The organism is Corynebacterium spheniscorum (assembly GCF_900113445.1).
Taxonomy (GTDB): Bacteria; Actinomycetota; Actinomycetes; order Mycobacteriales; family Mycobacteriaceae; genus Corynebacterium; species Corynebacterium spheniscorum.
In genome coordinates this window covers 157780-184060 of record NZ_FOPJ01000001.1, presented here as the reverse complement: position 1 = coordinate 184060, position 26281 = coordinate 157780, and the positions used below count along the sequence as shown (strand labels likewise).

The 26281-nt window shown below is 57.6% G+C and carries 23 protein-coding genes; 5 read left to right on the top strand and 18 right to left on the bottom strand.

The features are described 5' to 3' along the window. Positions 1–107: 107 nt before the first annotated feature. A complete protein-coding gene (locus BMZ01_RS00845) occupies positions 108–1700 on the bottom strand; it encodes a Y-family DNA polymerase (protein WP_092283442.1) in 1593 nt (530 codons plus the stop codon). A 1-nt stretch (position 1701) separates the two neighbouring features. After that, on the bottom strand, positions 1702–2403 hold the full coding sequence (locus BMZ01_RS00840) for a hypothetical protein (RefSeq protein ID WP_143067416.1): 702 nt from the start codon (positions 2401–2403) through the stop codon (positions 1702–1704). Positions 2404–2463: 60 nt separating this feature from the next. Here BMZ01_RS00840 and BMZ01_RS00835 point away from each other — a divergent pair, with 60 nt between their 5' ends. Then, positions 2464–2883 (top strand): hypothetical protein, encoded by a 420-nt coding sequence (locus BMZ01_RS00835; RefSeq protein WP_223845840.1) that lies wholly within the window; start codon positions 2464–2466, stop codon positions 2881–2883. An 8-nt stretch (positions 2884–2891) separates the two neighbouring features. Here BMZ01_RS00835 and BMZ01_RS00830 read toward each other — a convergent pair whose 3' ends face one another. The 3 genes from BMZ01_RS00830 to BMZ01_RS00815 form a co-directional block, all read right to left on the bottom strand. Next, positions 2892–3176: a hypothetical protein gene (locus BMZ01_RS00830; RefSeq protein WP_092283436.1), complete on the bottom strand. Its 285-nt coding sequence runs from the start codon at positions 3174–3176 to the stop codon at positions 2892–2894. A 279-nt stretch (positions 3177–3455) separates the two neighbouring features. Then, positions 3456–4082 (bottom strand): response regulator, encoded by a 627-nt coding sequence (locus BMZ01_RS00820; RefSeq protein WP_092283748.1) that lies wholly within the window; start codon positions 4080–4082, stop codon positions 3456–3458. A gap of 5 nt (positions 4083–4087) precedes the next feature. Then, positions 4088–5407 carry an ATP-binding protein gene (locus BMZ01_RS00815; RefSeq protein WP_092283432.1) on the bottom strand — a complete coding sequence of 440 codons (1320 nt, stop codon included), beginning with the start codon at positions 5405–5407 and terminating at the stop codon, positions 4088–4090. A 113-nt stretch (positions 5408–5520) separates the two neighbouring features. Between BMZ01_RS00815 and BMZ01_RS00810 the strand changes: the two genes are divergently transcribed. Continuing rightward, positions 5521–6948, top strand: a complete 1428-nt coding sequence (locus BMZ01_RS00810) for a PspC domain-containing protein (protein ID WP_177180002.1) — start codon at positions 5521–5523, stop codon at positions 6946–6948. 121 nt (positions 6949–7069) lie between these two features. Here BMZ01_RS00810 and guaA read toward each other — a convergent pair whose 3' ends face one another. From guaA to guaB, 4 genes are all read right to left on the bottom strand, one after another. Beyond that, a complete protein-coding gene (guaA, locus tag BMZ01_RS00805) occupies positions 7070–8659 on the bottom strand; it encodes a glutamine-hydrolyzing GMP synthase (RefSeq protein WP_092283428.1) in 1590 nt (529 codons plus the stop codon). A gap of 26 nt (positions 8660–8685) precedes the next feature. Continuing rightward, a complete protein-coding gene (locus tag BMZ01_RS00800) occupies positions 8686–10662 on the bottom strand; it encodes an APC family permease (protein ID WP_425304770.1) in 1977 nt (658 codons plus the stop codon). A gap of 256 nt (positions 10663–10918) precedes the next feature. Beyond that, positions 10919–12040 (bottom strand): GuaB3 family IMP dehydrogenase-related protein, encoded by a 1122-nt coding sequence (locus BMZ01_RS00795; RefSeq protein WP_092283426.1) that lies wholly within the window; start codon positions 12038–12040, stop codon positions 10919–10921. A gap of 132 nt (positions 12041–12172) precedes the next feature. Next, positions 12173–13693, bottom strand: a complete 1521-nt coding sequence (gene guaB / locus BMZ01_RS00790; protein WP_092283424.1) for an IMP dehydrogenase — start codon at positions 13691–13693, stop codon at positions 12173–12175. Positions 13694–13789: 96 nt separating this feature from the next. Between guaB and BMZ01_RS00785 the strand changes: the two genes are divergently transcribed. Further along, on the top strand, positions 13790–14161 hold the full coding sequence (locus BMZ01_RS00785; RefSeq protein WP_223845839.1) for a DUF5319 domain-containing protein: 372 nt from the start codon (positions 13790–13792) through the stop codon (positions 14159–14161). A 92-nt stretch (positions 14162–14253) separates the two neighbouring features. Here BMZ01_RS00785 and BMZ01_RS00780 read toward each other — a convergent pair whose 3' ends face one another. From BMZ01_RS00780 to groES, 4 genes are all read right to left on the bottom strand, one after another. After that, positions 14254–15117 (bottom strand): hypothetical protein, encoded by an 864-nt coding sequence (locus tag BMZ01_RS00780; RefSeq protein WP_092283422.1) that lies wholly within the window; start codon positions 15115–15117, stop codon positions 14254–14256. Beyond that, positions 15114–15683: a sigma-70 family RNA polymerase sigma factor gene (locus BMZ01_RS00775; RefSeq protein ID WP_092283420.1), complete on the bottom strand. Its 570-nt coding sequence runs from the start codon at positions 15681–15683 to the stop codon at positions 15114–15116. The genes BMZ01_RS00780 and BMZ01_RS00775 overlap by 4 nt, the downstream gene beginning before the upstream one ends. A 226-nt stretch (positions 15684–15909) precedes the next feature. Next, a complete protein-coding gene (gene groL / locus BMZ01_RS00770) occupies positions 15910–17523 on the bottom strand; it encodes a chaperonin GroEL (protein ID WP_092283418.1) in 1614 nt (537 codons plus the stop codon). Between the two features lie 11 nt (positions 17524–17534). Continuing rightward, complete coding sequence (gene groES / locus BMZ01_RS00765; RefSeq protein ID WP_092283416.1) at positions 17535–17834, bottom strand: co-chaperone GroES; 300 nt, start codon at positions 17832–17834, stop codon at positions 17535–17537. Positions 17835–18114: 280 nt separating this feature from the next. On the opposite strand from groES, the gene BMZ01_RS00760 reads away from it, so the two are divergent. Both BMZ01_RS00760 and BMZ01_RS00755 read left to right on the top strand, forming a co-directional pair. Continuing rightward, on the top strand, positions 18115–19932 hold the full coding sequence (locus BMZ01_RS00760) for an ABC transporter ATP-binding protein (RefSeq protein WP_092283414.1): 1818 nt from the start codon (positions 18115–18117) through the stop codon (positions 19930–19932). Then, entirely contained in the window at positions 19929–21683 is a 1755-nt protein-coding gene (locus BMZ01_RS00755; RefSeq protein ID WP_092283412.1) for an ABC transporter ATP-binding protein, read from the top strand. The genes BMZ01_RS00760 and BMZ01_RS00755 overlap by 4 nt, the downstream gene beginning before the upstream one ends. On the opposite strand, the gene tsaD is transcribed toward BMZ01_RS00755, so the two are convergent. From tsaD to tsaE, 5 genes are all read right to left on the bottom strand, one after another. After that, a complete protein-coding gene (tsaD, locus tag BMZ01_RS00750) occupies positions 21680–22717 on the bottom strand; it encodes a tRNA (adenosine(37)-N6)-threonylcarbamoyltransferase complex transferase subunit TsaD (protein ID WP_092283410.1) in 1038 nt (345 codons plus the stop codon). The genes BMZ01_RS00755 and tsaD overlap by 4 nt on opposite strands. Then, positions 22714–23181, bottom strand: a complete 468-nt coding sequence (gene rimI / locus BMZ01_RS00745) for a ribosomal protein S18-alanine N-acetyltransferase (RefSeq protein ID WP_177180011.1) — start codon at positions 23179–23181, stop codon at positions 22714–22716. Before rimI ends, tsaD begins: the two co-directional genes overlap by 4 nt. After that, positions 23172–23855: a tRNA (adenosine(37)-N6)-threonylcarbamoyltransferase complex dimerization subunit type 1 TsaB gene (tsaB, locus tag BMZ01_RS00740; RefSeq protein ID WP_092283406.1), complete on the bottom strand. Its 684-nt coding sequence runs from the start codon at positions 23853–23855 to the stop codon at positions 23172–23174. The genes rimI and tsaB overlap by 10 nt, the downstream gene beginning before the upstream one ends. 20 nt (positions 23856–23875) lie before the next feature. Beyond that, positions 23876–25489: an aspartate:alanine exchanger family transporter gene (locus BMZ01_RS00735; RefSeq protein WP_263364348.1), complete on the bottom strand. Its 1614-nt coding sequence runs from the start codon at positions 25487–25489 to the stop codon at positions 23876–23878. A gap of 260 nt (positions 25490–25749) precedes the next feature. Beyond that, entirely contained in the window at positions 25750–26250 is a 501-nt protein-coding gene (gene tsaE, locus BMZ01_RS00730) for a tRNA (adenosine(37)-N6)-threonylcarbamoyltransferase complex ATPase subunit type 1 TsaE (protein ID WP_092283404.1), read from the bottom strand. Between the last annotated feature and the right edge of the window lie 31 nt (positions 26251–26281).

Genomic DNA, 26281 nt, shown 5'->3' with positions numbered 1-26281 from the left:
AGATCTTCCCCGAAGTTCTTCTCCAAAGATCCTTCCCAGACTGTGAGTATGGTGAGTTAGCGATGGCGCCCCAGGTAGGGGCGCCTCGGGGAGTTGGCGCGTGAGAGCTAGGAATAATCCGCTTCCACGCGCCAACTATTTTTTACCCATACCAAAAGCCAACCGTGGTTATCCGTACTAATGCACTGCAAGCGCGCTAAATACACCCCGCCGCGGGTCAGCCCGGAAGCAATGCCTTCGACTGGCCATGGCCCAGCCCACCCAGCTAACTGATAACGCTTATTGGCGCGAATAAGTTCATGTGGAACCCCGCTGAGCAAGGCTTGTTCATTAATCCTGATGGCTTGTCCGTGTTGATCCACCAAGCTCACGCGACTGGCGGGGTGCACAATCCTGGTGGGCAAGGGACCGGGAATCCGGCCAGGCCATAAGCCCTGATCATCTTTACGGTCTTCACCGTAGGACACGAAGCCAACTCTTTCCGCTACCCCACGGCCAGCTTGAAGTTGAGGTTGCACCACTGCATCTATCCCCAAGGTGGATTGCACTCGTGCGATCGCGCGCCGGGCTTGTGCGTCTTCCTCTTCGCCCCATAAGGAACGGGAATCTGGGATGGCTACTTCTATCGGCTCAATAATGATGAGCTCAATGCCCGCTGGGGCTTCGTCTGCGGTTTCACGTTCATGTTCTTCCGCATTAAGTCGTACCCAGCTATCGAGCTGCCAGCGAACACGATCCATGGTGGCGTCTTCACTCAACGGCTCACGGGTCCGCCATATTCTTTGCATTACCCGCCCGTGGGAGTCCTCAGCGCTAATCCTTAAGCGCAAGCACACTTTGCCGGCCGCTTTTAAGGTTTCGTGCAATTGCGCGGCAAGTTGCCGGGCTATGAACGCTGCTCGATCCACTCGATCAATGGGTGGTTCGGCAACAAAAGAAATGCTCAGGTCTTCTGTGGGCACGCTGCCGCTGCCATGTGCTTGTTCTTTCCCAGCGGCGATCTCCCAGCAGTGCATTCCTGCTGCCCCGAAGCGGGCCATGATGTCTGGGGCTGGCAGCTTAAGGAGGTCGGCGAAGGTGCGGACCCCGATATCCATGAGGGTGTCGACTACCTCGGCATCGATATCTAGGCAGGGTTCCACTTTCAAAGCTGATAGTGGCAGTGTCTTTAAAAAGTCTTGTGACTTTCCGGGTGGTACAACGAAGGGAACTCGCGCGGCCAGCACTGCGGTGACTAGCTCATCGGCTATTCCGACGTTGACATCCACGCTGAAATCTAGTGCGGAGGTCGCGGCGTCGATGAGCAATTGGACGGCTTTTTCTTCGCTGCCGTAGTAGCGGGTGGCGGCATCTGCTTGGATAACTACTAACCCTGGTCGCATGATCTCAATGCCGATAGCGTTATCTGCCAGGGCGTGGAGCACGTGCTCAAATACCTGCGCGTCCCGCGCCGGAGAGTAGACCATCAGTTCGATCTGAGGTAGAAGCGATACTGCGTGCCGAACGGGCATTCCGCGACGTATTCCTACTGCTCGACATTGGGCATCCGCAAGCATAATTTTCCCCGCTAAGAGCGCGCCGCGATCTTTTTTCTCATCGACCGTATCGCCACCGGGAACTGATACCAACGCCAAGGCGCGATTGCTATGCCGTGCTACCTGGATTGGCCAATCTGGGAACCATAATGCGAGCGTCCGCATATTAAACCACGCGAAGTTGAGGTCCGGCAGTGTCCCCTATAGCTACGGTTGTTCGACGCTCTTGAGCATTGCCGTAGTTCACTTGCACTGCAAGGTCGATACCGCGAATGCGACCTACGCCGGGGCCGATCCCATAAAAAGCATTGATCTTCGGTTGAAGGGCTAGGGTTGCTGGGATCTGGTGTGAGCTGGCGTTAAGCACCCCTGCTTTACCTTTGCGGACTTTCGCCATAAATGCCCGTGAACTGCCAAGATTCATCTGGATTGGGGTGTTGACAATGACCAGATCAATCCCTTCGCACAATAGGGCAGCAATCTGCCAAGGGTCTTGGCCGGGGTCCGGGATAGCCACAATACGTTCTAAATGTTCAATATCGGCGAAGGATAATTCTGGCCAACCCACCACTGCCACTAAGGAACCGGCTTGGGTGGCATGCTCGATGAGCACGCTTGCCAACAGTGAGGAGGTGGATATATTCACCACTGCACGACGTGGCAGCCCACCGCCACGTAATGCCTGCGCAAGACCAGGATGCGTAGCGATTGGGCTAAGGCTTGGGTCGCTATAGTCCGCCTGTTTTAGGCCCGACGCTGTCCCCGCGCGGGGGTCTATGGTGACCATATGTTCTTTGAGCGCAGCGATACGCTCAGCCCGGCTCAGGCCTGCGACCTCCACACTTCTTAGAACATGAGTTTGCACCATGTGGAAAATTATGGATCGCTCAGATGTTCTACGTCAAGCTGCCTGGTAATCTGGGCAAGCATGATGAACGCCTACGCCAATCTTCGTTCCCACCGCACCCCTATTCCCACACCTGTGGTGGTGCGTAGCGTGGCCTCGATTTTGGTTGGCGCGGCCATTGCGGTGGTCTCCACGGACCTTAATGTTGGTGTGCGAATGGCGGTCATGATCATTGCCATCGGGGCAGCCTTTTTATTGACCTTCTCGCACCCCTATCGCAAGGAGATGCTGGCGTATACCCAACGCAAAAAAGCGGATCCCCCGAAGCTGCGTTCCCAGCAACTACTGACCTTATTCCCCGCGTGGTTAGCACTTATGACGGTGCCAGTATTTGCACCCGTACCGGTTGTCGTGAGTGTGGTGATTTGGGTGCTATCAGCTGCCTATATGTTCTGGATTTTCCCACATTTCGATGGCAGCCGGGCTCTCGCGTTTATCTAATGAGCTAATTATCGGCGCGGCTTCTTGCGCGGCACGGTTCGTGGTCCACGCATCTTATTGGCTTCCTTTGCGCGAGCTTCTTCAGCCAATATTTCTTTTTGCTTCTGCCCATGCTCGGCAATCAGGTTATTGAGATAGATATAGATCTGGTGACCCAGGAAGAAGAGGCCGAACACCCCGAGGAATACTGGCACCCACCAGATCGATTCGAGATTCGCTTGCCAGCACACCAAGAAGGTGAAGAGCAAGGAGAAAAGAATAACGCGGAGTGGTTGGAACTCGAAGCGTTTCACGGTGCGGTGGGCTTCCTTTCAGGCTGCTGGTTCCTAGCCGCTGAGCAAACTATGAGCCACCAGGCTATCGGGGGGCAAGAAAATAAGTTAAGGACCCGAAGGGGTCCCTGCCTCACCTATTTTCAAATAATGAACTTCATTGTAGTGGAGATCCAGAAAGCACCCTTCCTGGATCGCTGCTTCACCAGCACTGTGCTGCCTAGGGGTGCGAAAGCCTGGACGAGCGGTGGTGCTTACTGCGGCTAGTGCGGCGCTAAAGGTTCCTGCGAGGGTTAGGGCTTAATCAAGGTCGCGGGATTGGGCCCAGCGGGTTAATGCATGGCGGTTGGATTGCTGGGTTTTACGCAGAATATTTGAGGCGTGAGTTTCAACGGTCTTGATGGAGATGAAAAGCTTTTTACCGATCTCACGGTAGGTGTAGCCACGGGCTAGAAGACGCAGCACCTCTAGTTCACGACGGGTGAGACTATCGACCACCGGATCTTCTTCAGCTGCCGGTTCAGCACCAGCGAAAGCATCTAAGACGAAGCCCGCTAGTCGAGGTGAGAAGTAGGCGTCGCCGGAGTTCACACGCTTGACGGCTTCGATAAGTTCTGGCCCGGAAATGGATTTGGTGACATATCCTCGGGCCCCGGCGCGAATAACGGAGATAACATCCTCAGCTGCGTCAGAAACACTTAAAGCGAGGAAAGTGGTTTCTACGGTGACGCCTTCAATAACCGCAACTCCCCCGCCATCTGGCATGTGAACGTCTAGGAGAACAACATCAGGCTCGGTGCGGTTAATGCCGGAAATTGCCTGCGCAACGCTACCAGCGTCGCCGACGATATCTACTGCACTACTTAATTCTGCGCGGACTCCGGATCGGAATACGGAGTGATCATCGACGAGGAATACTTTCACCATATTCATCAGGATACCGGTACTCGGATTTCCACTTCGCTCCCCTCGCCCGGAGCAGAATGAATTTCTACCGTCCCGCCGACTTTCTCGACTCGTTCGTACACGGAATCACGCAGACCATGCCGATCATCCGGAATATCCTCCGGATCAAAACCGCAGCCACGATCGCGCACATAAATGCCGAATTCCCCGGCCAGGATTTCGGCATAAACATCTGCACTATCCACCCCGGCATGTTTGGCAACATTCATCATTGCTTCCCGGGCAGCCAAGATTGCTGCCTGCGTATTTTCGGTAATTAACGTATCCGTGCCAACAGTGACCGGGGTGAGCCCTAAGCCAGTGAGTTCTTCTACCTCAGCACAGGCTTGTTCCACGGTGCCAAAGATAGTGTTGCGGTGTTTTTCTTCAGGTTCGAAGAGCCATTGTCTTAATTCGCGTTCTTGGCTGCGGGCCAAGCGCACAACTTCGCGTTGATCTTCGGAGCGTTTTTGGATGAGCGTGAGGGTTTGGAGCACTGAATCATGCAGATGTGATGCGATTTCTGCCCGTTCATCTGCTGCCGCTTTAGCTGCCTGTTCTTCGGCGAAAGAATCTCGCATACGTAGTGCCGGGGGAATCGCAACCAAAGCAACGCCCACGACAGAGAGCAAAACTACGCTCAACGACACCAGGACGCCGTGAACCCCAGGCCCATACCAAGGCGCCGAGAATAGAACGACACTACCCATAATGGCGCTGAGGCCACCGAATAGCAGAGCATTCTTGGTGAGCTTGTCACGAGTGCCATGCATGTCATAAGCCGACCATGCCGCCCACGCGCCTGCTGCTAAGAGCACCAGTGGTGTAATCCCAAAGCGGGTCAACCCCTGAGTCGCACCGATGAATAAGTTTCCGACTCCTAGTGCACCTACACCTAGCGCCAGCCATGCCAAGCGCTTTCCGTAACTGAGGTGGTTCCTTTCTGGTACCAGAACGGCAGGCTCTAGCGGCTGAACTTCTTGGCCCAGGCCGGTGGGTTCAGCAACATCCGGGCGTCCTGGGAGCTGAGCTTGCGCTGGTGCCTGGATTAGGGATTTCCTGGTGTTTTCGTGCTCGTAGTTGAAGGGCTTCGGCGGAGTCATCATCCACAGCAATGCGTAGAGCGGGAGACCAATACCGCCAAGGAGTACCGAGAGCACAATACCCATGCGCACTACACGGGTGCCTAAGTGGAAATGATCAGCTAATCCACCAGCTACTCCCGCTAGAACTTTATTCGAGCGGGAGCGGTATAGACGTGGATATGGTTCCACGCGTTGAAGAGCATAGGGCTGGAGGGCACTCATAGTCCCTATAGTGACATAAGTGCAGTTCAAGGCACATCGGGGTTCACCCTGAAACTAAAAATCAGGGTGATTCCCTATGGTTATTGTGACGCTGGTGGATCATGCTGGAAACCATGAGTTACCTGCCACCTTCTCCCCCGAATCCTAAGTCCCCGGATTTTAAATCCATGTGGGCGACCCGACCGGTCCGCATTCCCCGTGAAATGGGACATCGCGCCAAATTAGCTGGCGTATGCGAAGGCATCGGTGTTCGCTATCAGGTTGATCCCACCATAGTGCGGGTTGTTTTCATCGCCGCCACGATTTTTGCTGGCGCAGGCCTCCCCGCTTATCTCTTAGCTTGGGCTTGTATGCCGCGCTATGGTTCAGCCCGCAGCCCCTTTGAGCAGCTATTCAACATGAATGCGAAGACCACGTGGTCTCCCATCGCTGAGAAAGATGAGCGTTTCTCTGCAGTATTGTTGATATTCCTCATTTTCTTCACCAGCGGTAGTGGTTCGCTTGGTACCGGACTGACCTGGATCGGCCTTATCTTCTTGTTGGGCGGTTGGTGGTTATTGCATGCGGCACGCCCCGTGGCTCCAATGAATTTGTTGGTTCCTACTAAAGACAATGCCGCTTTTATTACTGGCGAGCCAGTTGATTTAAGCGCCTATGGGGTTTTCGATCCGCGCGTGAACCAAAGCTATGGCCCCAAGCATGATGTCTATCAGCCTAGTAATTTCGCTGACTTTTCCGAGCAGCCGATTATGTCCACTGGGGCTCCGCGTGATCCTCGCACTCCCCCGGCTTGGGATCCACTCGGGGCCGCACCTTTCGCCTGGGATCTACCGGAACCAGGCCCTGCACCTTCGCAATCCACCGCTAAAGAAAAAAGCAAGATCTGGCCTTGGGTGGTAGGTGGCGCTCTCTTCACTGGCACCGTTCTGACAGTTGCAGCAGCTGCGAGCTGGCCAACGTACTGGACCTTTGCTCAGGGCGATGAAGATCAAAGTAGCTACGAGGCTGAGTACAGTTCAGAGAATGAGCCAGAGGGCGATGGCAGTGATGTCGTACTCGACAATGAGGATTTCAGCAGCGCCACCAAAATTAAGGTGAATGAAAGCGTAAATCTTGGCGGCGAATATGTCACTGGTTCTCGCGGTTTAGTTTTGGATCTTTCCCAGCTCGACATGCCTAAAGAAGACCAGTATGTACAGGTCAAAGGTGGGACGGGGCCCACTCGTGTGATTCTTCCTAAGAGCGCACCGGTCTCGGTCAGCTGTCTAAATATGAATTACCCAAGCTACGCACATCGCTGTGAGGATGGGGACTTCAATCTCCCAGCTCATGGTCAGGGCCCGAGGATCCATATTGAGGCAGCGGCCGACTACGGCGTCTACGATGTCATCAGCGCTGAGAAGGCAGAGCTATTGATGCAGCAGTCCCCTCAGAGCTATCCGGCCGATGCACCCGAGCATGCTCCCGCCGGAGATCCTGCCGAAGATCCCGCTAATGCTCTAGAGGATGTACAGGAGGATGAGCCGGTGCACGTCGGCTAGACCACAAGGTCGGCTAGACCACAAGGTCGGCTAGTCCGCGGCACCACTTCGCCACAACTTTGGGTAGCTCATAGCAAATCCCCGAGAACCTCATGGAGGTCTCGGGGATTTTTCTATATCTCTATTCCCATTCGATGGTTGCCGGTGGCTTGCTGGTTACATCCAGCACCACGCGGTTAATATGCGGCACCTCATTGGTGATCCGGGTGGAGATCTTCTCCAAAACCTCATAAGGAATGCGTACCCAGTCCGCAGTCATGGCATCTTCAGAGGCTACCGGGCGCAGGACGATGGGGTGTCCATAGGTGCGGACATCGCCTTGAACGCCCACTGAACGAACATCAGCTAGGAGCACCACCGGGCACTGCCAGATCTGTTCATCAAGTCCAGCTGCGGTCAGCTCAGTTCGAGCAATCAGATCTGCAGCACGCAGGGTATCGAGACGCTCCTGGGTGACTTCGCCGATGATGCGAATGCCCAAGCCAGGGCCCGGGAAGGGTTGGCGGTTAACGATTTCTTCCGGCAAGCCCAATTCCCGGCCAACGGCACGGACTTCATCCTTGAATAGAAGGCGGAGCGGTTCGACGAGCTCGAATTCAACATCGTCAGGCAGGCCACCAACATTATGGTGGCTCTTAATGTTTGCGGTGCCAGCGCCGCCACCGGATTCCACTACGTCCGGGTACAAGGTGCCTTGCACCAGGAAGTCGACCTGCTCGCCTTCTAATACGCTGGCGACAGCACGCTCAAAGGAACGGATGAACTCCGCGCCAATAGCTTTGCGCTTAGCTTCCGGCTCAGAGATTCCCGCCAACTTGTTGAGGAAGGCTTCGCGTTCATCAACGGTGACGAGTTTTGCGCCAGTTGCAGCAACGAAGTCCTTTTGAACTTGTTCACGTTCCCCGGCGCGCAGCAGACCATGGTCAACGAAGACACAGGTCAGGCGATCACCGATGGCGCGCTGCACCAGTGCTGCGGCCACGGCGGAGTCCACGCCACCGGAAAGCCCACAGATGGCATGCCCAGAGTCGCCGATTTGTTGGCGTACCGCATCAATCAGTTGTTCTGCGATATTGGCTGGGGTCCAGCTTTGTTCCAGGCCGGCAACCTCAGTTAGGAAGCGTTCGAGAACTAGCTGGCCGTGCGGGGAGTGCAAAACCTCAGGGTGGTATTGCACGCCGGCCATGCGCTTATCCACATTTTCGAAAGCTGCGACCGGTGCGCCAGCGGAACGAGCAGTGACTTCGAAACCGGCGGGGGCTTCGGAGACTGCATCGCCGTGGCTCATCCAAACCTTGTGGATGCTTTCGAGGTCTTTGTGGAGTACCCCACCGCAAATTTCCATGTCCGTGCGACCGTATTCGCGTTTGCCGGTATTAGCGACGGTGCCGCCGAGGGCATGGGTCATGGCTTGGAAGCCATAGCAAATGCCGAAGACCGGGACCCCGAGTTCGAGAACTGCGGGGTCGAGGTTCGGAGCACCTTCGGCATAGACGGAAGCCGGGCCACCGGAGAGGATCAAGGCGGCCGGGTTCTTGGCCTTGATGTCCTCCGCGCTGGCGGTGTGCGGCATTACTTCGGAATAAATGCGGGCCTCGCGTACCCGGCGGGCAATCAACTGGGCGTATTGGGCGCCGAAGTCGATGACGATTACCGGGCGCGGGGTGCTGGTGGTGGTGTTTTGGTTCGCTGCGCTGTCCTTGTTGGTCACACGCAGCACTTTACCCGATGGCTCAGCTAGCTCACGTAGATCGTCGGGCGTCGGCGCTCATCCTTAACTCCGCGGCGCAACATCTCTCTAGTTACCGTGGCATTTTGCCCACGACCAGTGAAAATAAAGCGCACCATATCGCGTAGCGGACTGCCCGGTGCCCACTCGAAATAGATATCGGGGGTAATGCAGGTGAGCTTTTGGATCTCCAAGGAAATTACCGCCACTGCATTAGGAATACTCGCTGCAGTCACCCGCAAGATGGAGCCACCATCGGGGCCGCTGGCAGCACCCTTGACGTGTAGGGGAACCCGGAACATGCTCGGGTCTCGTAAGGAGATCTCCAAGAATACAAAGGAGTCTGCGCTGAGCCGGTGAGATTGGCGGATGCGCCTTTCCTTTGCTTCCAGGTCGCGCCCCGGGGCCGTGGGAACAATGATGAAGCGACTGCCGGTGGCATTAGTGCGGATGATGTGTTCGGCGCGGGAATCGAAGGTCACCGGATTTTTGCGCATCTCAAAGGATCGCCAGGTTCGAGAGGCGAAGGAGAGCGCAATGATGGCGAGGATGAAGAAGGAGGCAACCTTCAGGCCATCGGGGCGTTCAATGATATTCGCGAAAAGCGTCAGGCTCAGGATCAAAGCAGTCAGCCCATAAGCCCAGCGTGCAAAGTGTTGCGACATGAGTGTCACAGAGATGGCTCCGGAGGCCAGCACCACCAACACACCAGTGGCATAGGCCCCTGATTGGCGTTCTACATCGGCATGGAACACCAGGGTCACCACAATGGCGATAAGCGAGAGCACCGCCACCATCGGGCGGTATTTGCTCGCCCATTCTGGTGCCATGCCGAAACGCGGAAGATAACGCGGGATCAGCGCCAAAATACCGGCCATAGCTGAGGCACCAGCGAACCAGAGGATGCCGATGGTAACCAGGTCATAGGCGGCACCAAAGATAGGCCCTAGGTCGTGGTGTGCCAACCAGGCAAGTGCTCGGCCGCTAGCGGTACCACCGGGGCCAAATTCAGCAGCGGGAATGAGCATCGTCACCACCACCGAGGAAATGATCAAAAACAGCGACATGATGCTTGCCGAGGTAATGATCAATCGCCGTCCATTTTTCACCGCATCTCCGCGGATCAAGGGCATCACGCTCACACCGGTTTCAAAACCCGAAAGCCCCAGTGCCAGTTTGGGGAACACAATGATCGCCAGCGCTAGCATCATCATGGGTGAGGCGTGTTCTTGCCCCAGCCGAGTTGTCCACGCTTCGAAGTGTCCTGGTTCCGTGGCAAGCCGGTAGAGGCCTTCTACAACCACCACGCTGGTCAGCGTCAAAAAGACCCCGACAAGCACCATCGCTACTGATACGGCTTCGCGGAATCCGCGGAAGAATACGGCGGTAAGCGCCAGGATCATGGCGAGAGTAACGCTGATCTGCCAAGGCGATTCATCTGTGCGCAACACGTGCGCTGCTGCGTCCGCTGAAGATAGCGTGATGGTGATGAGGAAGTCCGTGGCGGCAAACCCCAGCAACACCAAGATCATGAGTTTTCCGGTCCAGCCGCTGGTGAGTTTTTCTGCCAAGGCGATGGAACCAAAACCATTGGGGGATAGTGCCGCTACGCGGCGATACACCGGAACCGCACCAAGCAGGGTCACTGCCACCAAGATGATGGTGGCGATGGGGGCGAGCACCCCGGCGGCAATCACGGCGATGCCAGGCTGGTACCCCAACGTGGAGAAATAATCCACGCCGGATAGGCACATCACTTGCCACCAGGGGTGTTTCTTTTCGCGTTTCTCCGCGGACTTCGGCCCAGCTTTCGGCTCAGCGCCAGCCTTAGGCTCGGACCCAGCTTTGGGCTCAACCGGTTCTGCCGCCTTCGCGGTGTCGGGGGCTTCGCAGTTTAGTGCTGTGTTTTGAGTAGTGGTCGGATGTTTGGGTGTGTGTTCCTGCGCGGGAGTCAGAGCCTGCGCGGACTGAAGAGCCCTATTCACGCGCGTAAAATTACGCTCGAAACCACAATTTTTGCGAGCCTTGAGCAAAAAGCGTGATTTATCAGACACATTCGGGCAAAAAACTCAAGGTCGTAGATCACAATTTGCTCTCGGCTTTCCTGCCGAATAACTGCAACCTACGACCTTTTGACGCCTCAAATAAGGCGCCCGCGCGCCAAGCGCCTAAGCGCTAAACATCCGAGCGCCAAACGCCTAAGCACTAAACACCCAAGCACCTAAGCACCAAGCAATCGGCCTAGTACCCGATCGCCAGCCCCACCTTTTGGAAGCGCTTCAAGTCGGTATAACCGCACTTCGCCATGGAATGCCGCAACCCGCCCACAATATTCTGCGCGCCGGTGGGATCAGTGGAAGGACCATTAAGGATCATCTCCAGGGGCGGGGTTTCTTCCTCCAAGCCCAAGGCCTCCACCGTGCCGCGCGGGAAGCGCGGGTGACCGGCAGCAGAAGGCCAATAGAAGCCGCGTCCGGCAGCCTCAGCAGCAGGCGCCAAGAGCTCACCCAGCATCACGCCATCGGCACCGCACGCAATTGCCTTAGCCACATCACCAGAGGCATGTAGTTCCCCATCGGCGATGATGTGCACATATCGGCCACCGGTTTCATCCAGGTAATCCCGGCGCGCTGCCGCCACATCCGCAATGGCAGTCGCCATGGGGGTGTCAATGCCCAAGGTGTCGTAGTTGGTATTCGAACCGCCACCCACAATGATTCCGGCCGCGCCGGTACGCATCAGGTGCATGGCGGCGGTGTAGTCAGCCACACCACCAGCGATCACCGGCACATCCAGGGTGCCAATGAATTCCTTGAGGTTTAGCGGCTCTTCACTATCCCCGGAGACATGCTCAGCGGAGATAATGGTGCCCTGAATAATCAGCAGCTCCGTGCCGGCTTTAATCACATGCGGGGCGAATTCGCGGGCACGTTGGGGCGATACGCGTACCGCCACCGTGGCCCCAGAGGCCCGCACCTGTGCGATGCGATCTGCCAGCAGCTCATGGTCAATCGGAGCGGCGTGGAGTTCCTGCAGCACTGCGGTGGGGTTGCCGCCTTCCAGGGCTGCTTGGGTGACTTTCTTAATGGCGGCATCCAGGTCCGCGTGGCGGCCCCAGAGGCCTTCCGCGTTGATCACCCCGAGGCCACCTTGGCGGTCCATTTCGATAATGAACTCCGGGCTCGCCAGAGCATCGGTGGGGTGCGACATCACCGGGATATCGAAGGTGTAGGCATCAATATGCCAGGTGGTGTCAACGTCTTTGGAGGAGCGGGTACGCCGGGAGGGGACGATGGTGATGTCCTGGAGACGGTAGGTGCGGCGGGCTTGGCGGCCTTCACCGATTTCAACATAATCGCGCATGAGCTGTGCTTTCTCTTTTCTGCAGAGCGGCTGTATCTAGCGTCCCTCGTCCCTTAAGGGGAACTCAGTCCCCACCAGGGGGAACCGATCCCCCACACAAGGCGGATCGAGGGCCGCTAGGAGCCAATAAACCTAGTGGTAGTTCGGGGCTTCGACGGTTTGGGTGATGTGATGCGGGTGAGATTCCCGCAGCCCCGCCGTGGTGATCTGCACGAAACGAGCATTGTGCAGCTCTTCAATGGTGGCGGATCCGGTATAACCCATGGCTGCCCGCAATCCACCAACCAACTGGTGGGTAATGGCATCAATGGAGCCACGGAAGGGCACCCGCCCTTCAATGCCTTCGGGTACTAGTTTGTCTTCGCTGCGGACATCAGCCTGGAAATAACGGTCCTTGGAGTAAGAGCGCTTCTCCCCGCTCAGCCCACGGCCTTGCATGGCCCCTAGGGAGCCCATGCCGCGGTAGCGCTTATATTGCTTGCCGCCCACAACCACCACATCACCGGGTGATTCGGTGGTGCCAGCCAGCATGGAGCCCAGCATCACGGAGTCGGCACCAGCAGCCAGGGCCTTCGCAATATCGCCGGAGAATTGCATGCCACCATCAGCGATGATCGGCACCCCAGCCTGGTGTGCCACGGTGGAGGCTTCCAAAATGGCGGTGATCTGCGGGGCACCCACACCAGCAACCACGCGGGTGGTGCAAATGGAGCCCGGGCCAATACCCACCTTGATGGCATCCGCCCCGGCTTCGATCATGGCTTTAGCGGCAGAGCGGGTGGCCAGGTTGCCGCCAACCACATCCACCTTGTCGCCCCATTGCTTCTTCACGCGGCTGACCATATCCAGCACGCCGCGGGAGTGCGCGTGCGCAGAGTCCACCACCAGCACATCCACCCCGGCATCCACCAGCAGGCTTGCGCGCGACCAGGATTCCTCGCCAGTACCAATACCAGCGGCCACCAGTAGTCGACCGGCCTCATCTTTGGAGGCATCCGGGTACTGTTCGGTCTTCACGAAGTCCTTGACGGTAATAAGCCCCGCCAAGCGGCCTTCATTATCCACAATCGGTAGCTTTTCTACTTTGTTGGTAGAAAGCAGGCTCAGAGCTTCTTCCTTGCTCACACCCTCCTTAGCAACCACCAGCGGCATCTTGGTCATCACTTCGGTCACCGGACGGTTCATGTCCTGCTCGAAGCGCATATCGCGGTTGGTGCAAATACCCAGCAGGCGGCGGTCAGCATCCACTACCGGCAAACCGGAGATCCGGTAGCGGGCACAAAGCGCATCCACTTCCCCAATGCTCATATCCGGCGAGCAGGTAACAGGATCGGTGACCATCCCGGATTCGGAGCGTTTCACAATTTCTACGTGCTCGGCTTGTTCCTCAGCCGAGAGGTTGCGGTGCAGTACACCAATGCCGCCTTGGCGGGCCATCGCAATCGCCATGCGCGATTCGGTGACGGTGTCCATGGCGGCGGAAGCAACCGGGATCCCCAGTCGGATATTGCGGGTGAAGCGGCTGGATACATCCACTTCGCTGGGGACAACGTTGGACTCATCGGGCAGCAACAGGACGTCATCAAAGGTCAGGCCGACGAGCGCAACCTTTCCGGGATCGTCGCCACCGGTTGCTACGTGCTGATCAGTCATCAATGCTCCTTCGGCACACTTTGGGTCTGCAAGTCTTCGGTGCTCACCACATTAGTGCCTTGAGGGAACAACCTCTAAGCCGTTAAGGTGGCGCTTGTGACCTTCGACTCTATGATGCCCCGCGATCCCTTCGCTGATGATCCGAATGATCCTGCCTCCTTCCTTAGTGATGAGGAGCGTCCAGAGCCGTTGAGCGACCAGGAGCGGCGCTCCATCGAGGCGGATCTTGAACGTTTAGCTTTCTTCGCCCAGATCCTCTCCCCCCGCGGCATCCGCGGCATCGTTTTTTATTGCGAGGACTGCGAAGACTTCCACTTCTACGATTGGGAGATCCTCGCCACCAATATGCGCGCCATGCTCGCCGGCGAGCTTTCCCCAGTTCACGAGCCCGGCGCGGAGCCCATCCCAGAGCAATACGTGACCTGGGATTATGCGCTCGGCTACGCGGATGGTTACCGCCGCGTCTAAGCCCCCGCCTGCCGCACAACCCATCCCACAGCTGGGCATAGCAAAAGGGTGAGCACCGTTTTTTCGGTACTCACCCTTCTTCTTTTCATGCTTTATTCACCAGGTGCCGGCGGAGCGGGGCGTTCCCCGGCGGGCGGTGCCGGCTGAGGTTCCTGCGGGGAACCAGCTCCACCCTCTTCAGGGGGCACAGGGCTTCCCTCAGGCGGGGTGGTCGTAGGCGTGGTGCTCGGCGAGGGGCTCGGGCTGGTAGGGGACACTACCGTAACCGTCACCGTTTCGGTGGCTACCTGAACCTCGGTGGTGGGTTCGGTTACCGTCGTGGTTTCGGTAAGCACCTCGGTGCTCGGCGGTGCCGGCGGGATGGTGCGCGTCGTGGTCGCCGGGTTGCTATTGCCTAAACGCTGCGCATCCTTAATAACGGCGCGCATTTGCTCCACCAACGCCCGGGTCCCAGCGATATCCCCCTCGGTGGCGCGATCATCAAGCTCCCCTAGGGTTCCCGCTAATTCCACAATGGCTTTGCGATCGCTAAAGAAGTGCTCAGAAATAGGATACAGGGACGAATCCGGGGTGCTGTTATACAGCGCCGCCCCGCCACCGGCAATCACCAAAGTGGCTGCGGCCGCGCCAATCATCCCATGTACAAATGGGTGCGGTTTTTTCGCTTCTCGAGATCGGGTGGCTCGGAAAGGCAGGAAAGTACGCCGCTTCGTTCGCTCACGCGAGATTGAGGCCACGCCTTCCACCAGTCCCAGCTCAGCCAGGGTCGGTGCAGACGGCATCTGGGCATTAACCTCAGCGCGCATACCTAACAGCGCGTTCGCTAATGGGTCCTCACCACTGCTGGGGTCTTCACCGCGGGCAAGCGCATCAAGGAAGGCATCAGTGGATTGGATAGCCTCGAACTCACCATGCCCCGAGTCGGGGTATGTGCCTTCGTCATGACGTCTCGTCACTGAACTTGCTCCTCGTTTTCCAGGTTTTTGCGCAAAGCTGCAAGAGCGCGGTGTTGAGCGACCCGAACAGCACCAGCAGTGCTGCCCACAATGGCGGCGGTTTCTTCCGCGGATAATCCCACGAACACACGTAGAATCACGATGTCGCGGGCCTTCTCACTTAATGAATCGAGCAAAAGGCGCACTCTGTTACTACCGTCGCTGACCAGCGCAAATTCCTCCGGATTATTACGCATATCCGGACTATCGGGGAGCTCATCGGTGGGATGGGAGTGATCCCGCGACATGGCGCGGTGCGCATCCGCCACTTTGTTATAGGCAATGCCATAAACATAAGCCATAAAGGGGCGGCCCTGGTCCACATAATTGCCAATGGATGTCGCCACCGCGAGGCACACCTCTTGGGCAATATCTTCCGGGGTGGGGTGGCGCCCACCGCCGACCCGCGCACGCGCATAGCGCAGCACTGGCGGGTGGATAATGTGCATGATCCGTTGCAATGCCTTTTGGTCCCCGGCCGCGGCGTCGGGAACGAGCTGAGCAAGCTCTAACTCGGTATCGCTCACGAGATCGTGACCTTTCGCGGGGAGAAGTAACGGATGGAAAGTAGTGCCGGGAAAACTAGCAAATGTCGTGCTTCGTGAAGTTATTCTACCCACCGCCTGGGTCAGTGCAGAGGAATAATTTCCTACTCTCGAACATCAAATAGAGTTTGCACTGCTCAGCGGCATGTTGGAAATAGAAAACCCCCTACCCGAAGGCAGAGGGTTTTAATAGTTCACTCTCCACTTATCAGTGGTGGTGATGTCCAGCTGCTGCCGGGGCAGGATCAGCGGGCTTTTCCACAACCGATGCTTCGGTGGTGAGCACCATGCGAGCAACCGAGCTGGCATTAACCACGGCCGAGTGCGTGACCTTCACCGGGTCGATAATCCCGGCATCAATCAGGTTGCCGTATTCCATGGTGGCGGCGTTGAAGCCTTCACCATTGGGCAGTTCAGCACTGCGGGCAACCACTACGGAGCCATCCAGGCCGGCGTTCGCGGCGATCCAAAAAGCGGGCTTCGCCAGGGCGTGGGCAAGTGCGAGCACACCGGTGCGCTCTTCCCCTTCAAACTTATTGGCGTAGGCCTTGAGTTCTTGGGAGATCTGCACCAGGGCGCTACCCCCACCAGCAATCACACCTTCTTGGGCGGCTGCGCGGGCAGCGTTAATGGCGTCTTCGACGCGCAACTTACGCTCGTTGACTTCCGTTTCCGTAGCTGCACCAACCTTGATGACGGCAACGCCACCGGAAAGCTTCGCCAGGCGCTCGGCCAGCTTTTCCTTATCCCAATTGGAGTCGGTGGCTTCGATATCGCGACGAATTTGTTCGCGGCGGCGTTCCACTGCCTCCGCGCTTCCGGCGCCGTCAACGATGATGGTTTCATCCTTGGTCACGGTGATACGGCGGGCGGAACCGAAAACATCCATATCGGCTTCGCGTAGGGTAACGCCAACCTCGGGATCAATGACGGTGGCGTCGGTAACAACGGCGAGGTCATCCATGAAGGCCTTGCGGCGATCGCCGAAGTAGGGGGACTTCACCGCAACGACCTTCAAGGTCTTGCGGATGGAGTTAACCACCAGGGTTTGGAGGGGTTCGCCTTCAATGTCTTCCGCGATGATCAGGACTTGCTTGCCGGACTCCACGACCTTCTCAAGCACCGGGAGGAAGTCCGGTAACGAGGAGATCTTATTGCGCACCAAGAGCACCAAAGCATCATCGAGAATGGCCTGCTGTGTATCGGTGTCGGTAATGAAGTAAGGCGAGAGGAAGCCCTTGTCGAAGGAAATGCCCTCCGTGATCTCCAGGGTGGAGTCAATGGATTGGGATTCTTCGACGGTGAGGACACCATCTTTGCCCACTTTTTCCATGGCGTTAGCAACCATTTCGCCTACCTCCGGGTCCCGGGAGGACACGGTGGCAACATTGGCGATATCACTGGCACTAGCTACTTCGGTGGCGCGCTTTTTGAGCTCTTCCACCGTCTTTTCAGCAGCTGCGGCGATGCCGCGGTTCAGGCCAATGGGGTTGGCGCCGGCAGCAACATTGCGCAGGCCTTCGCCGATGAGGGCTTGGGCGAGCAAGGTGGCGGTGGTGGTGCCATCGCCGGCAATGTCGTTGGTTTTGACGGCCACGGATTTCACCAGTTGTGCGCCGAGGTTCTCGAAGGGATCCTCGATGTCGATATCGCGCGCGATGGTGACGCCATCATTGGTGACGGTCGGGCCGCCGAATGCTTTGTCCAGGACAACGTTGCGGCCACGGGGCCCCAGCGTCACCTTCACGGTGTCGGCGAGTGCGTCCACACCGCGCATAATGCCCTCTCGGGCCTCCTGGTCGAATGCGATCAGCTTTGCCATTAAAGACCTTCTTACTTCTCGACGATGGCGAGAATGTCGCGGGCGGAGAGGATGAGGTATTCCTCGCCGTTGTACTTGATCTCGGTGCCGCCGTAGCGGGAGAAGATCACGACGTCGCCGGACTTAACGTCGAGCGGAATGCGCTCACCCTTCTCATCGAAGCGGCCGGGGCCTACTGCGATGACGGTAGCTTCTTGCGGCTTTTCCTTAGCGGAATCCGGAATGACCAGGCCAGAAGCGGTGGTGGTTTCAGCTTCGTTGATCTGAACCAGGATCTTGTCTTCTAGCGGCTTGATGTTGACGTCTGCCACGATTCTTCCTCCGTGCAAATATTCAGGGATTTATGTGCCGGTTGCGGTGTCCAGCACAGCCGTCGTCGCGGGTGAACAACTGTGGGTCAAACAACCTCCTGGCACTCTACCCTTGCGAGTGCCAAGTCTTCAACGCACCGGGCATTCTGAAGCTATGTGATAGCCTTTCACTATTGCATTAGGCAAGACTTTGTATACATGTATACTCAGTGCCGTGAAAAATAGAGCACATGCTTAAGACATCCGCTTTGAAGAACTTCAGAAAGGTGCATCAGCTCTCATGAGCACCCCCGTTTCGACTGACTCCTTAAGCGAGGAACAAGCCGCCGCACCGCCGGCCGATAAACAAACCACCAGTATGCCGGCTCTTAAGAAGATGCTGGCCCCGGTGAAAACCCAGATGATTATCGGGCTGATCCTCTCCTTTATTGGCGGCGGGCTACTCCTTGTCCCAGCTGTAGCCATTGCTGAGATCGCCCTCCACCGCGATGAGCTCAGCACCGGCTATGTGGTGGGCTGGATTATTGCCACCACCATCTGCCTTGCCCTGGGCAACCTCTTGGTTAATGGGGTCACTGGCTGGAGCCACAAAATTGAGGCTGATTATCGCGCCAGGTTACGCACCCGCATCGCCAAAAAACTCTCCATAACCCCACTGGGATGGTTCGCAGATACCAACTCCGGCAATATCAAGAAAACACTCAAAGAAGATGTGGCTAATATCCACACCTTGATTGCCCACGGCCCAGCTGAATTAGGCAATGCGCTGGCTGGCCCAATCTTGGGGTTCGTCATCCTCTTCTACTATGACTGGCGCTTCGCGCTAGGCATGCTGCTGTGGTTCGGCACCGCAATGGCTATTTTCTCAGCCATTCGGCCGAAGAACCTAGAAGAATCCACCGAGATGTTCATGAGTGCGCAGGGGCGCATCTCCCAGGCACTGGTGGAATTAGTTGATGGCATCACGGTGGTGAAGAACTTCAGCGGCACCGGAAAAATTTTTGAACGCTTCAACGCCGCCCAAGAAAACTTCATCGAGAAGATGCGCGAATGGATGACCAAGGGTGGGCGTAGCCAATCCCTTGGCCTAGCGATCCTCAACCCCGCCGGCATGTTGCCCGCCATCATCTTCTTCTCTTGGATGGTTATCCACTTCTTTGATGCTGACCCGGCTCTTATCGCTGCCTTCTTGACCATCAGCATTGCCCTTCCTGGTGGCGTGCTTTCCCTAGTTCCGCTTATCCACCTGATCTCTGCGGGCATGGAATCAGCACAACGCCTCCAAGATGTCTTGGACCTAGATCCCCTACCGCTGGCCGAGCACCCCACTGCCCTACCTGATACCCGTGGTTTGGATGTGCGTTTCGAAGACGTCAGCTTCAGCTATGACGGCACGCACCCAGTCATTGATCACTTAAGCGCCACCTTCCCGGCCGGTACTACCACGGCTTTGGTGGGACCTTCGGGTTCTGGTAAAACCACGCTCACCCGGTTGATCTCGCGTTCCTATGATGTCACCGGTGGGGCGATTTATGTCGGCGGGGTGGATATCCGCCAAGCCAATGATGAGGAGCTTTTAGCTCACCTGGCGATTGTGGACCAAGACGTCAGCCTCATTAATGACACGATCCGCGAAAATATTGCGCTGGGCCATCCGGAAGCCACCACCGCCGATATTGAGCTCGCCGCGAAACGCGCCCGCATCCACGATCGCATTATGCGACTACCGCATGGCTATGACACCGTCGTGGGCGGTTTAAGTGGTGATGAGAATGCTGCCGATGAAGGTGCGTATCTCTCCGGTGGTGAACAGCAGCGTGTCTCCTTAGCCCGCGCTTTCCTCCGGGATGCCCCAGTGCTATTGCTCGATGAGGCAACTGCCTGGGCGGACCCGCACTCGGAACGTGAAATCCAAGAGGCTATCGCGGAATTAGCTAAGGGGCGCACCGTGATTGTGGTGGCGCACCGGCTAGCCACCGTGGTTGGTGCCGACAATATTCTCGTTCTGGATTCCGGCAAGGTTGTGGAATCTGGAACCCACGATGAACTTCTCGCCAAGGGCGATATGTATGCAACGCTGTGGGAGGCCCAGCAATGATGACCATGCTTCACCGCTATGAACTCTGTCTTGGCCGTAAATCTCAACTGCGGTTATTGGCCCTGCTCTTTAGTATCTCTTCGATTCTTCAGGGCATCACCATCATCTTGTTGGTGCCACTGCTTCGCTCCCTCATGCTCGAGGGCTTCGGCTCTTCTAGCCGCTGGTTCCTCGCGGTTGGTTTGACCGGCGCGGCTTCGCTGATCGTGCACTTCTTTACTTCCCTGCATGCCTACAAGGTGTGCATGGATGACATGCTGGATCTCACCGCACGTTCCGGTAACCGCATTGTGGATCTGCCCTTGGGTTGGTTCCGCGCTGATTCCGCAACCAAGGTCAGCCACGCAACCTTAAATGCGCCCAGTGGTCTTTCGCACCTGCCGGTGATTATTCTGCCGCAGATCGTGATCAATGTGGTCACCCCGGTGGTGATCTTAATTGGCATGTATATCTACGAGTGGCGTATGGCTGTGGTGCTCACCATTGCCATTCCCATCTACTACCTCCTGCAGCGCTGGATTAACCGCGTATCCACCCGCGCTATTGCCCTGGAGGGTTCTTCGGATGAGGAAATTAGCCGACGGGTCCTAGAATTCGGTGCGCTGCAGTCAGTATTCCGTGCCGCTGGTGGGGATCGCGGTATGGACCGGGTGCGCGCTGCGATTGATAAAAATAATCAGGCCATGCTCGATGGTTTGAAGAACCGCTCCACCCCGATGCTGAGCGCCATGCTCTTTATCCAGGGCACCTTGGTGGTGGCTATTGGTGTGGGACTGTACCTGCTGCTGCATGGCGAATTGGATATCGCCACCTTTACAACGCTGGCCCTATTCTGTGTGCGCTTTGCACAACCGCTGTCCTTATTGCCTCCCTATCTATCTGAATTAACCGGGATCAAGGCCAATATTGAAACCATTGCGGCCATTGTGGTGGATGCCCCGTCAGTGCCGGAACCAGCCCCGAATAAGCGGGCGCAGGCTAAGGATAATTCCATTGATATTGAGCATGTGAGCTTCGGTTATGGGCCGAATAACAGGGTGCTCAACGATGTCTCATTGCACCTGCCCGGCAACACGGTGACCGCGCTGGTAGGCCCTTCAGGTTGTGGTAAATCTACGCTGCTTCGGCTGATCGCGCGCTTCCATGATGTCAATGAAGGTGCGGTACGCATTGGTGGCGCGGATGTGCGCGACCTGGGTACCGATCAGGTTATGGAGATGACCTCCATGGTCTTCCAGGACGTGTACCTTTTTGAAGGCAGCATTAAGGAAAATGTGCGCCTGGGCTTACCGGATGCCACGGATGAACAATTAGCGGAAGCCGCCCGGCGCGCGCGGCTTGATGAGGTCATTGGGCGCCTACCTGGTGGGTGGGATGCCGAAGTGGGTGAAGGTGGCCGTCGCCTCTCTGGTGGTGAGCGTCAACGTGTAGCGATTGCGCGGGCTTTCTTAAAGGATGCCCCGGTGCTGCTGCTTGATGAGGTCACCGCATCCTTAGATGGTGCTAATGAAGCTGCGGTGACTGCCGCGATCCATGAGCTTTCTGCTGGTAGGACCACGGTGTTGATTGCGCACCGCTTATCCACGGTGACCCGTGCCGATAAGATTGTGGTCTTTAACCAAGAAGGCCGTATTGATGATGAAGGCACGCACCAAGAATTAGCGGCACGCTCTGGTATCTATGCCCGCTTCCTGGCGGATCATGAGGCCGGTGAGAATTGGCGTTTGGATGAGGTGGAAAGCCACAGCTAGTTCACCAGGGGGATTTCCACTTCCAAGCTGGGGTCGGTGCCCACCGCGTAGCTAGAAGGCTTAGCGCCTTCATAAATCAGCTGCGCGGCTAGGGCGGCGATCATCACGCCATTATCGGTGCATAGCTTGAAGCGGGGGACGCGAAGTTCGATGCCGTGTTCTTGGCAGCGCTGGGCAGCAAGTTCGCGGAGGCGACTATTAGCTGCCACCCCACCGCCAAGAAGCAGTACCTGCGCGCCGGTGTCCTCACAGGCGCGCACTGCTTTGCGGGTCAGCACATCGCAGACAGCTTCTTGGAAGGAGGCACACACATCGGCCATGTCGATGGTGCGTTCTTCACGTTCGGCGGCTTCGACGTAGCGGGCCACGGCGGTTTTGAGCCCGGAAAAAGAGAAGTCGTAGGGGGCGTCGGATTTCTTCATGAGCCCGCGGGGGAAGGCGATGGCTTTGGGGTTGCCCTGGGCGGCAAGGCGGTCGATGACGGGGCCACCGGGGTAGCCCAAGCCGAGGAGTCGGGCGACTTTGTCATAGGCTTCTCCGGCAGCGTCATCGAGGGTGCTGCCGAGTTCGCGCATGGGTTTACCAACGGCATCGACTTCTAGGATTTGGGTGTGCCCGCCGGAGACCAACAAGGCAATGCTGTGGCCTAGGGGGGCGCCTTCGAGGTTGGCTACTGCCACATGTCCGCCGAGGTGGTTAACACCATAAAAGGGCACTTCCCAGGCGGCGGCATAGGCTTTGGCGGCACTAGCGCCAACTAAGAGGGCACCGGCAAGGCCGGGCCCAACGGTGGCAGCTACGGCATCGGGGCGGGTGATGCCGGCTTCGGCTAGAGCGGCACGCATGACAGGGCGCATGGCTTCGAGGTGTGCGCGGCTGGCGATTTCGGGGACCACACCGCCGAAGCGGGCGTGTTCTTCCATGGAGCTAGCTACCTGGTCGGCCAGGATTTCGGTATCACCGGTTTCTTGGTTAAGGCGCACAATGCCTACTCCGGTTTCATCGCAGGAGCTTTCAATACCCAAGATGATCATGGCTGTGGTTTCGCCTCTCTTTTCATGGTGTAAGCATCAGCACCGGAGGGCTGATAATAATTCCGGCGCACCCCTAAACGTTGAAAACCTAGGTTCTCATAAAGGGTGATGGCGGGTTCATTATCGGTGCGCACCTCAAGGAAAATGGGGGCGCCATAGTGATCGGCGATGCGCAGCAATTCGGCCATTAAGCGCCGACCGATTCCGCGGCGTTGATAAGCCGGGTCCACCCCAATGGTGTGGATTTCGAATTCCGGGGCATCAGCTGGGCCCATGGCGGCGATGCCGGCGTAGCCGATAAGTGTTCCGGTTTCGGGGTCATCTTCGCCGATATAGATGGTGTGGGCTTGGTTGAAGGCCTCGCGAAAAGCTTCGGTGGGCCAAGGATCATCGCCGGGGAAAAGCTGGGTTTCTAGCTCAGCGCAGCGCGGGGCATCGAAATCGCTGAGTGTCCTCATCGAGATTGCTCTCTAAATTCCGCGGGAATAGCACGACTTAATGGCTTGCTACTCGGCTCCACCGCGTCCGGCCTGCGAAGGTACAGCGGGACCAGCGGCGCGGGTGTGGAACCTAAGTCCACGATCTCGATTAAAGCCCGCGGTGTGGGCGGCTGCTCGATAATCTGGGTGCTGTTGGGTACATCGAATTTTTCGCGCATGGCCTCGGGGATGGAGATGAGGTCATAGGAAGTGCAATCAAGGGCATCGGGTTTGATGACGCCGGGGCCCTCGAGGCGCGCGGGGCCCTGGTAGCTGGCCCAATAGGTTTCGCGGCGGCGCGCATCTGTGCACACCAAGAGGCGCTGGGCATGCGGGTGCGCGTGGCGGGCGGCCTGTGCGATGGCGTCGTGGGTGCACACGCCGTGCACGGGGATGTCAAGGGCGTCGCCGAAGGCTTGGGCGGTGGCCATGCCTACCCGCAGGCCGGTGAAGGGGCCGGGGCCGCAGCCCACCACAATGGCGCCGAGATGCTCGAAGCTGGTGTGAGCGCTGCGCAGGAGTTCCTGGACGCAGGGTACGAGGGCTTCGTTGTGGTGGCGGCTGGAATGCAGGGTGTTCTCCCAGGTCTGTTGCGTGTTGGTGTCGACAAGCCCAGTGACCAGGTCGGTGGTGGCGGTATCAATCGCGAGAACAAGCACGTGGTTTAGTGTAGGCCAGGCTAGGTGAGCAGAATCAGTAGCACCTGGCAGGCAATGATCTTGCCGATCATGGCGGAGGGGTACACGGTGGCATAACCGCGGGTGGCAAGCTCGGTGCCGGTTTGGCCATTGAGATAGGAGATGATCGCCGGGTTGGTGGTCATGCCGGCGGCGACACCCATGGATTCATCCCAGGTAAGGTGCAAAATCCAGCGGCCGGCGAGCCCGCAGACCAAGGCGGATGCAACGGTGATAATAAAGCCCACCGCAATGAATTTCAGGGACTCTGGGTCCGTGAGTGCAGAGCGGAAACCAGCGCCGGCGGTGGTCCCCACGCCGGCTAAGAAGAGCACCAAACCGAGCGTGGAGATGGTGCGATTGGCGTGATACGGCAATTGCCATTGGATAGGGCCGCTGCGTTGTAGGGCGCCGAGGATCAGGCCTACGACGATGGGTCCGCCGCCGAAGCCGAGGTTAAGAACATTGCCGCCAGGAAGCGGGATCGGGATGGCACCAACGAGCAGGCCGAGGGTGAGGCCAAGCGCGAAGGAAAGGAGGTCTACTTCGGCTAGGCGGCGTTCGGAATCCCCCAGGAAACCGCGGATGCGATCCATCATGTGTTCCGGGGCGACCACCAGCACACGGTCGGAGTAATTCAGCACCGCATCTTGGCTGGGTACCACATCGGAATCGCCGCGGCGCAGGCGGGAAATGAGGAAGCCGCGGGAGGTGGTGTTGAGGTCTTTAATCGCATGCCCGGCAACTGCGGAGCTAGAGACCGTGAAGCGTTGGTAGAGCAGGTCGGTGCCATCGATTTCGACATCGACCTGTTCGCCGAGGATCTCGCTGGCGCAATCAATATTTTCGCGGGTGCCATTAATAACAATGACTTCCCCGGGGCGGATCGGGTCGCTGGGCTCGGCTAGCTCATGGTGCTTTTCATCCTTGACGATGCGGGTGGCAATAATCTGCACGCCGGTAAGCTGCGAAAGTTCACCTAAGGTGCCGGAAAGACCCGGGCGAATACGGATGCCTTGGGTCAGCAGCGGGCCGGGCAGGAGGCCTTCTTTGCGGGCGTCGGCGCGGTGATCCACTTTGAAGACCTTCGCGCCAATGGCGGCCACCAAAATGGCGCCCAGCACGCCGCCGGGATAGGCCAGGGAGTAGCCGATCACTGGTTCCGCGGCGAGCTCTGGGGTGGTGCCGCGCACCATGGAAACAATGGCGGCCATACCTGGGGTGGAGCTCAGCGCGCCGGCGAACATGCCGGCACCGGTGGTGTGCTTGAGGTGGAAGATGGTGACCAGCCCCCAGGCCAGGGCCACCAGTGCCATCAGCAGGAGGATGAGGAAGAGGTTGAGTTTCCAGCCGCGGTCTTTGAATTCGGCGAAGAAACGTTCGCCAGCGGAAAGTCCGATCGCGTAGACGAACATCGCCAGGCCCATTTGGAAGAGCAAAGGTGGGACGGTGATCTCGGGGTTCGCGGTGGACAGCGCAATGGCGACGAAAAGCACCGCGGCGGCCCCCAAAGAGAGCCCGAAGATGCGGACTTTGCCCAGCGCCAGGCCCACGGCCATGATGAGCACGAGGGCGAGAAGTGGGTTGGTGGCTAGGAATCCAAGGACTTGAGTCACGGCGCGGAAAGAACCTCCTGGGGGCGTGCATCCCCGTCCACTTATGCCTGATCAGGTAGAAAATAGGTGGAAATAGGCGAAAGCAGGCGAAAGTGGACGAAAACAGCCCCACATTATCTTTTGGTTATGTCCGTATAATTCTGCTTGGTTATGGTTGCTACTTCAAGCGGACATATTCGCGCCCGAGAATGTGGGAAATTTGGGGAGGGGTGTTTAGCCGCGCGCTGTTTAGCTGTGCGTCGGTTTAACCGCGCGCTGGCCTAGCCGCGGTTTTCCATCCACTGCCAGGAAATAATGCGCGCCTCCGACTCCGGATCCTCCGCCACCGCCGTCTCGCGATCAAAACTCACCAACAAATACGCCTCGCTGAGCTGCTCCACCAAACCCCCACCCCATTCGGCCAACACCACAGCTTCCTCAAGCTCGGTATCCAAATCCAAAGAATCCAATGCCCCCAAGGGATCCGCATCCCCCGCATCCGCATCCAACAAACGATAAGCATCCACATGCACCAACGTCGGCCCCTCCCCCTTCGAACGATGCTCCCTCGCAATGACAAAGGTCGGCGAGGTCACACGCCCACGCACCCCCAACCCACGCGCCACACCCTGAGTGAAGGTCGTCTTCCCCGCACCCAAAGGCCCATCCAAAATCACCACATCCCCAGCCTCCAAGGCTGCCCCTAATTCTTCGCCCAACGTTTGGGTGTCTACCGCATGTTCCAGGCGACGGCTACCACTGCGGGGGAAATTTTGCTTCACGAGATCCTCAATACTTCTTCGGCTTTAAGGC

Coding starts and splice junctions, on each gene's coding strand:
- BMZ01_RS00845 (WP_092283442.1), bottom strand. CDS start 1,700: ATGCGGACGCTCGCATTATGGTTCCCAGATTGGCCAATCCAGGTAGCA.
- BMZ01_RS00840 (WP_143067416.1), bottom strand. CDS start 2,403: ATGGTGCAAACTCATGTTCTAAGAAGTGTGGAGGTCGCAGGCCTGAGC.
- BMZ01_RS00835 (WP_223845840.1), top strand. CDS start 2,464: ATGATGAACGCCTACGCCAATCTTCGTTCCCACCGCACCCCTATTCCC.
- BMZ01_RS00820 (WP_092283748.1), bottom strand. CDS start 4,082: ATGGTGAAAGTATTCCTCGTCGATGATCACTCCGTATTCCGATCCGGA.
- BMZ01_RS00815 (WP_092283432.1), bottom strand. CDS start 5,407: ATGAGTGCCCTCCAGCCCTATGCTCTTCAACGCGTGGAACCATATCCA.
- BMZ01_RS00810 (WP_177180002.1), top strand. CDS start 5,521: ATGAGTTACCTGCCACCTTCTCCCCCGAATCCTAAGTCCCCGGATTTT.
- BMZ01_RS00795 (WP_092283426.1), bottom strand. CDS start 12,040: ATGCGCGATTATGTTGAAATCGGTGAAGGCCGCCAAGCCCGCCGCACC.
- guaB (WP_092283424.1), bottom strand. CDS start 13,693: ATGACTGATCAGCACGTAGCAACCGGTGGCGACGATCCCGGAAAGGTT.
- groL (WP_092283418.1), bottom strand. CDS start 17,523: ATGGCAAAGCTGATCGCATTCGACCAGGAGGCCCGAGAGGGCATTATG.
- BMZ01_RS00760 (WP_092283414.1), top strand. CDS start 18,115: ATGAGCACCCCCGTTTCGACTGACTCCTTAAGCGAGGAACAAGCCGCC.
- BMZ01_RS00755 (WP_092283412.1), top strand. CDS start 19,929: ATGATGACCATGCTTCACCGCTATGAACTCTGTCTTGGCCGTAAATCT.
- tsaD (WP_092283410.1), bottom strand. CDS start 22,717: ATGATCATCTTGGGTATTGAAAGCTCCTGCGATGAAACCGGAGTAGGC.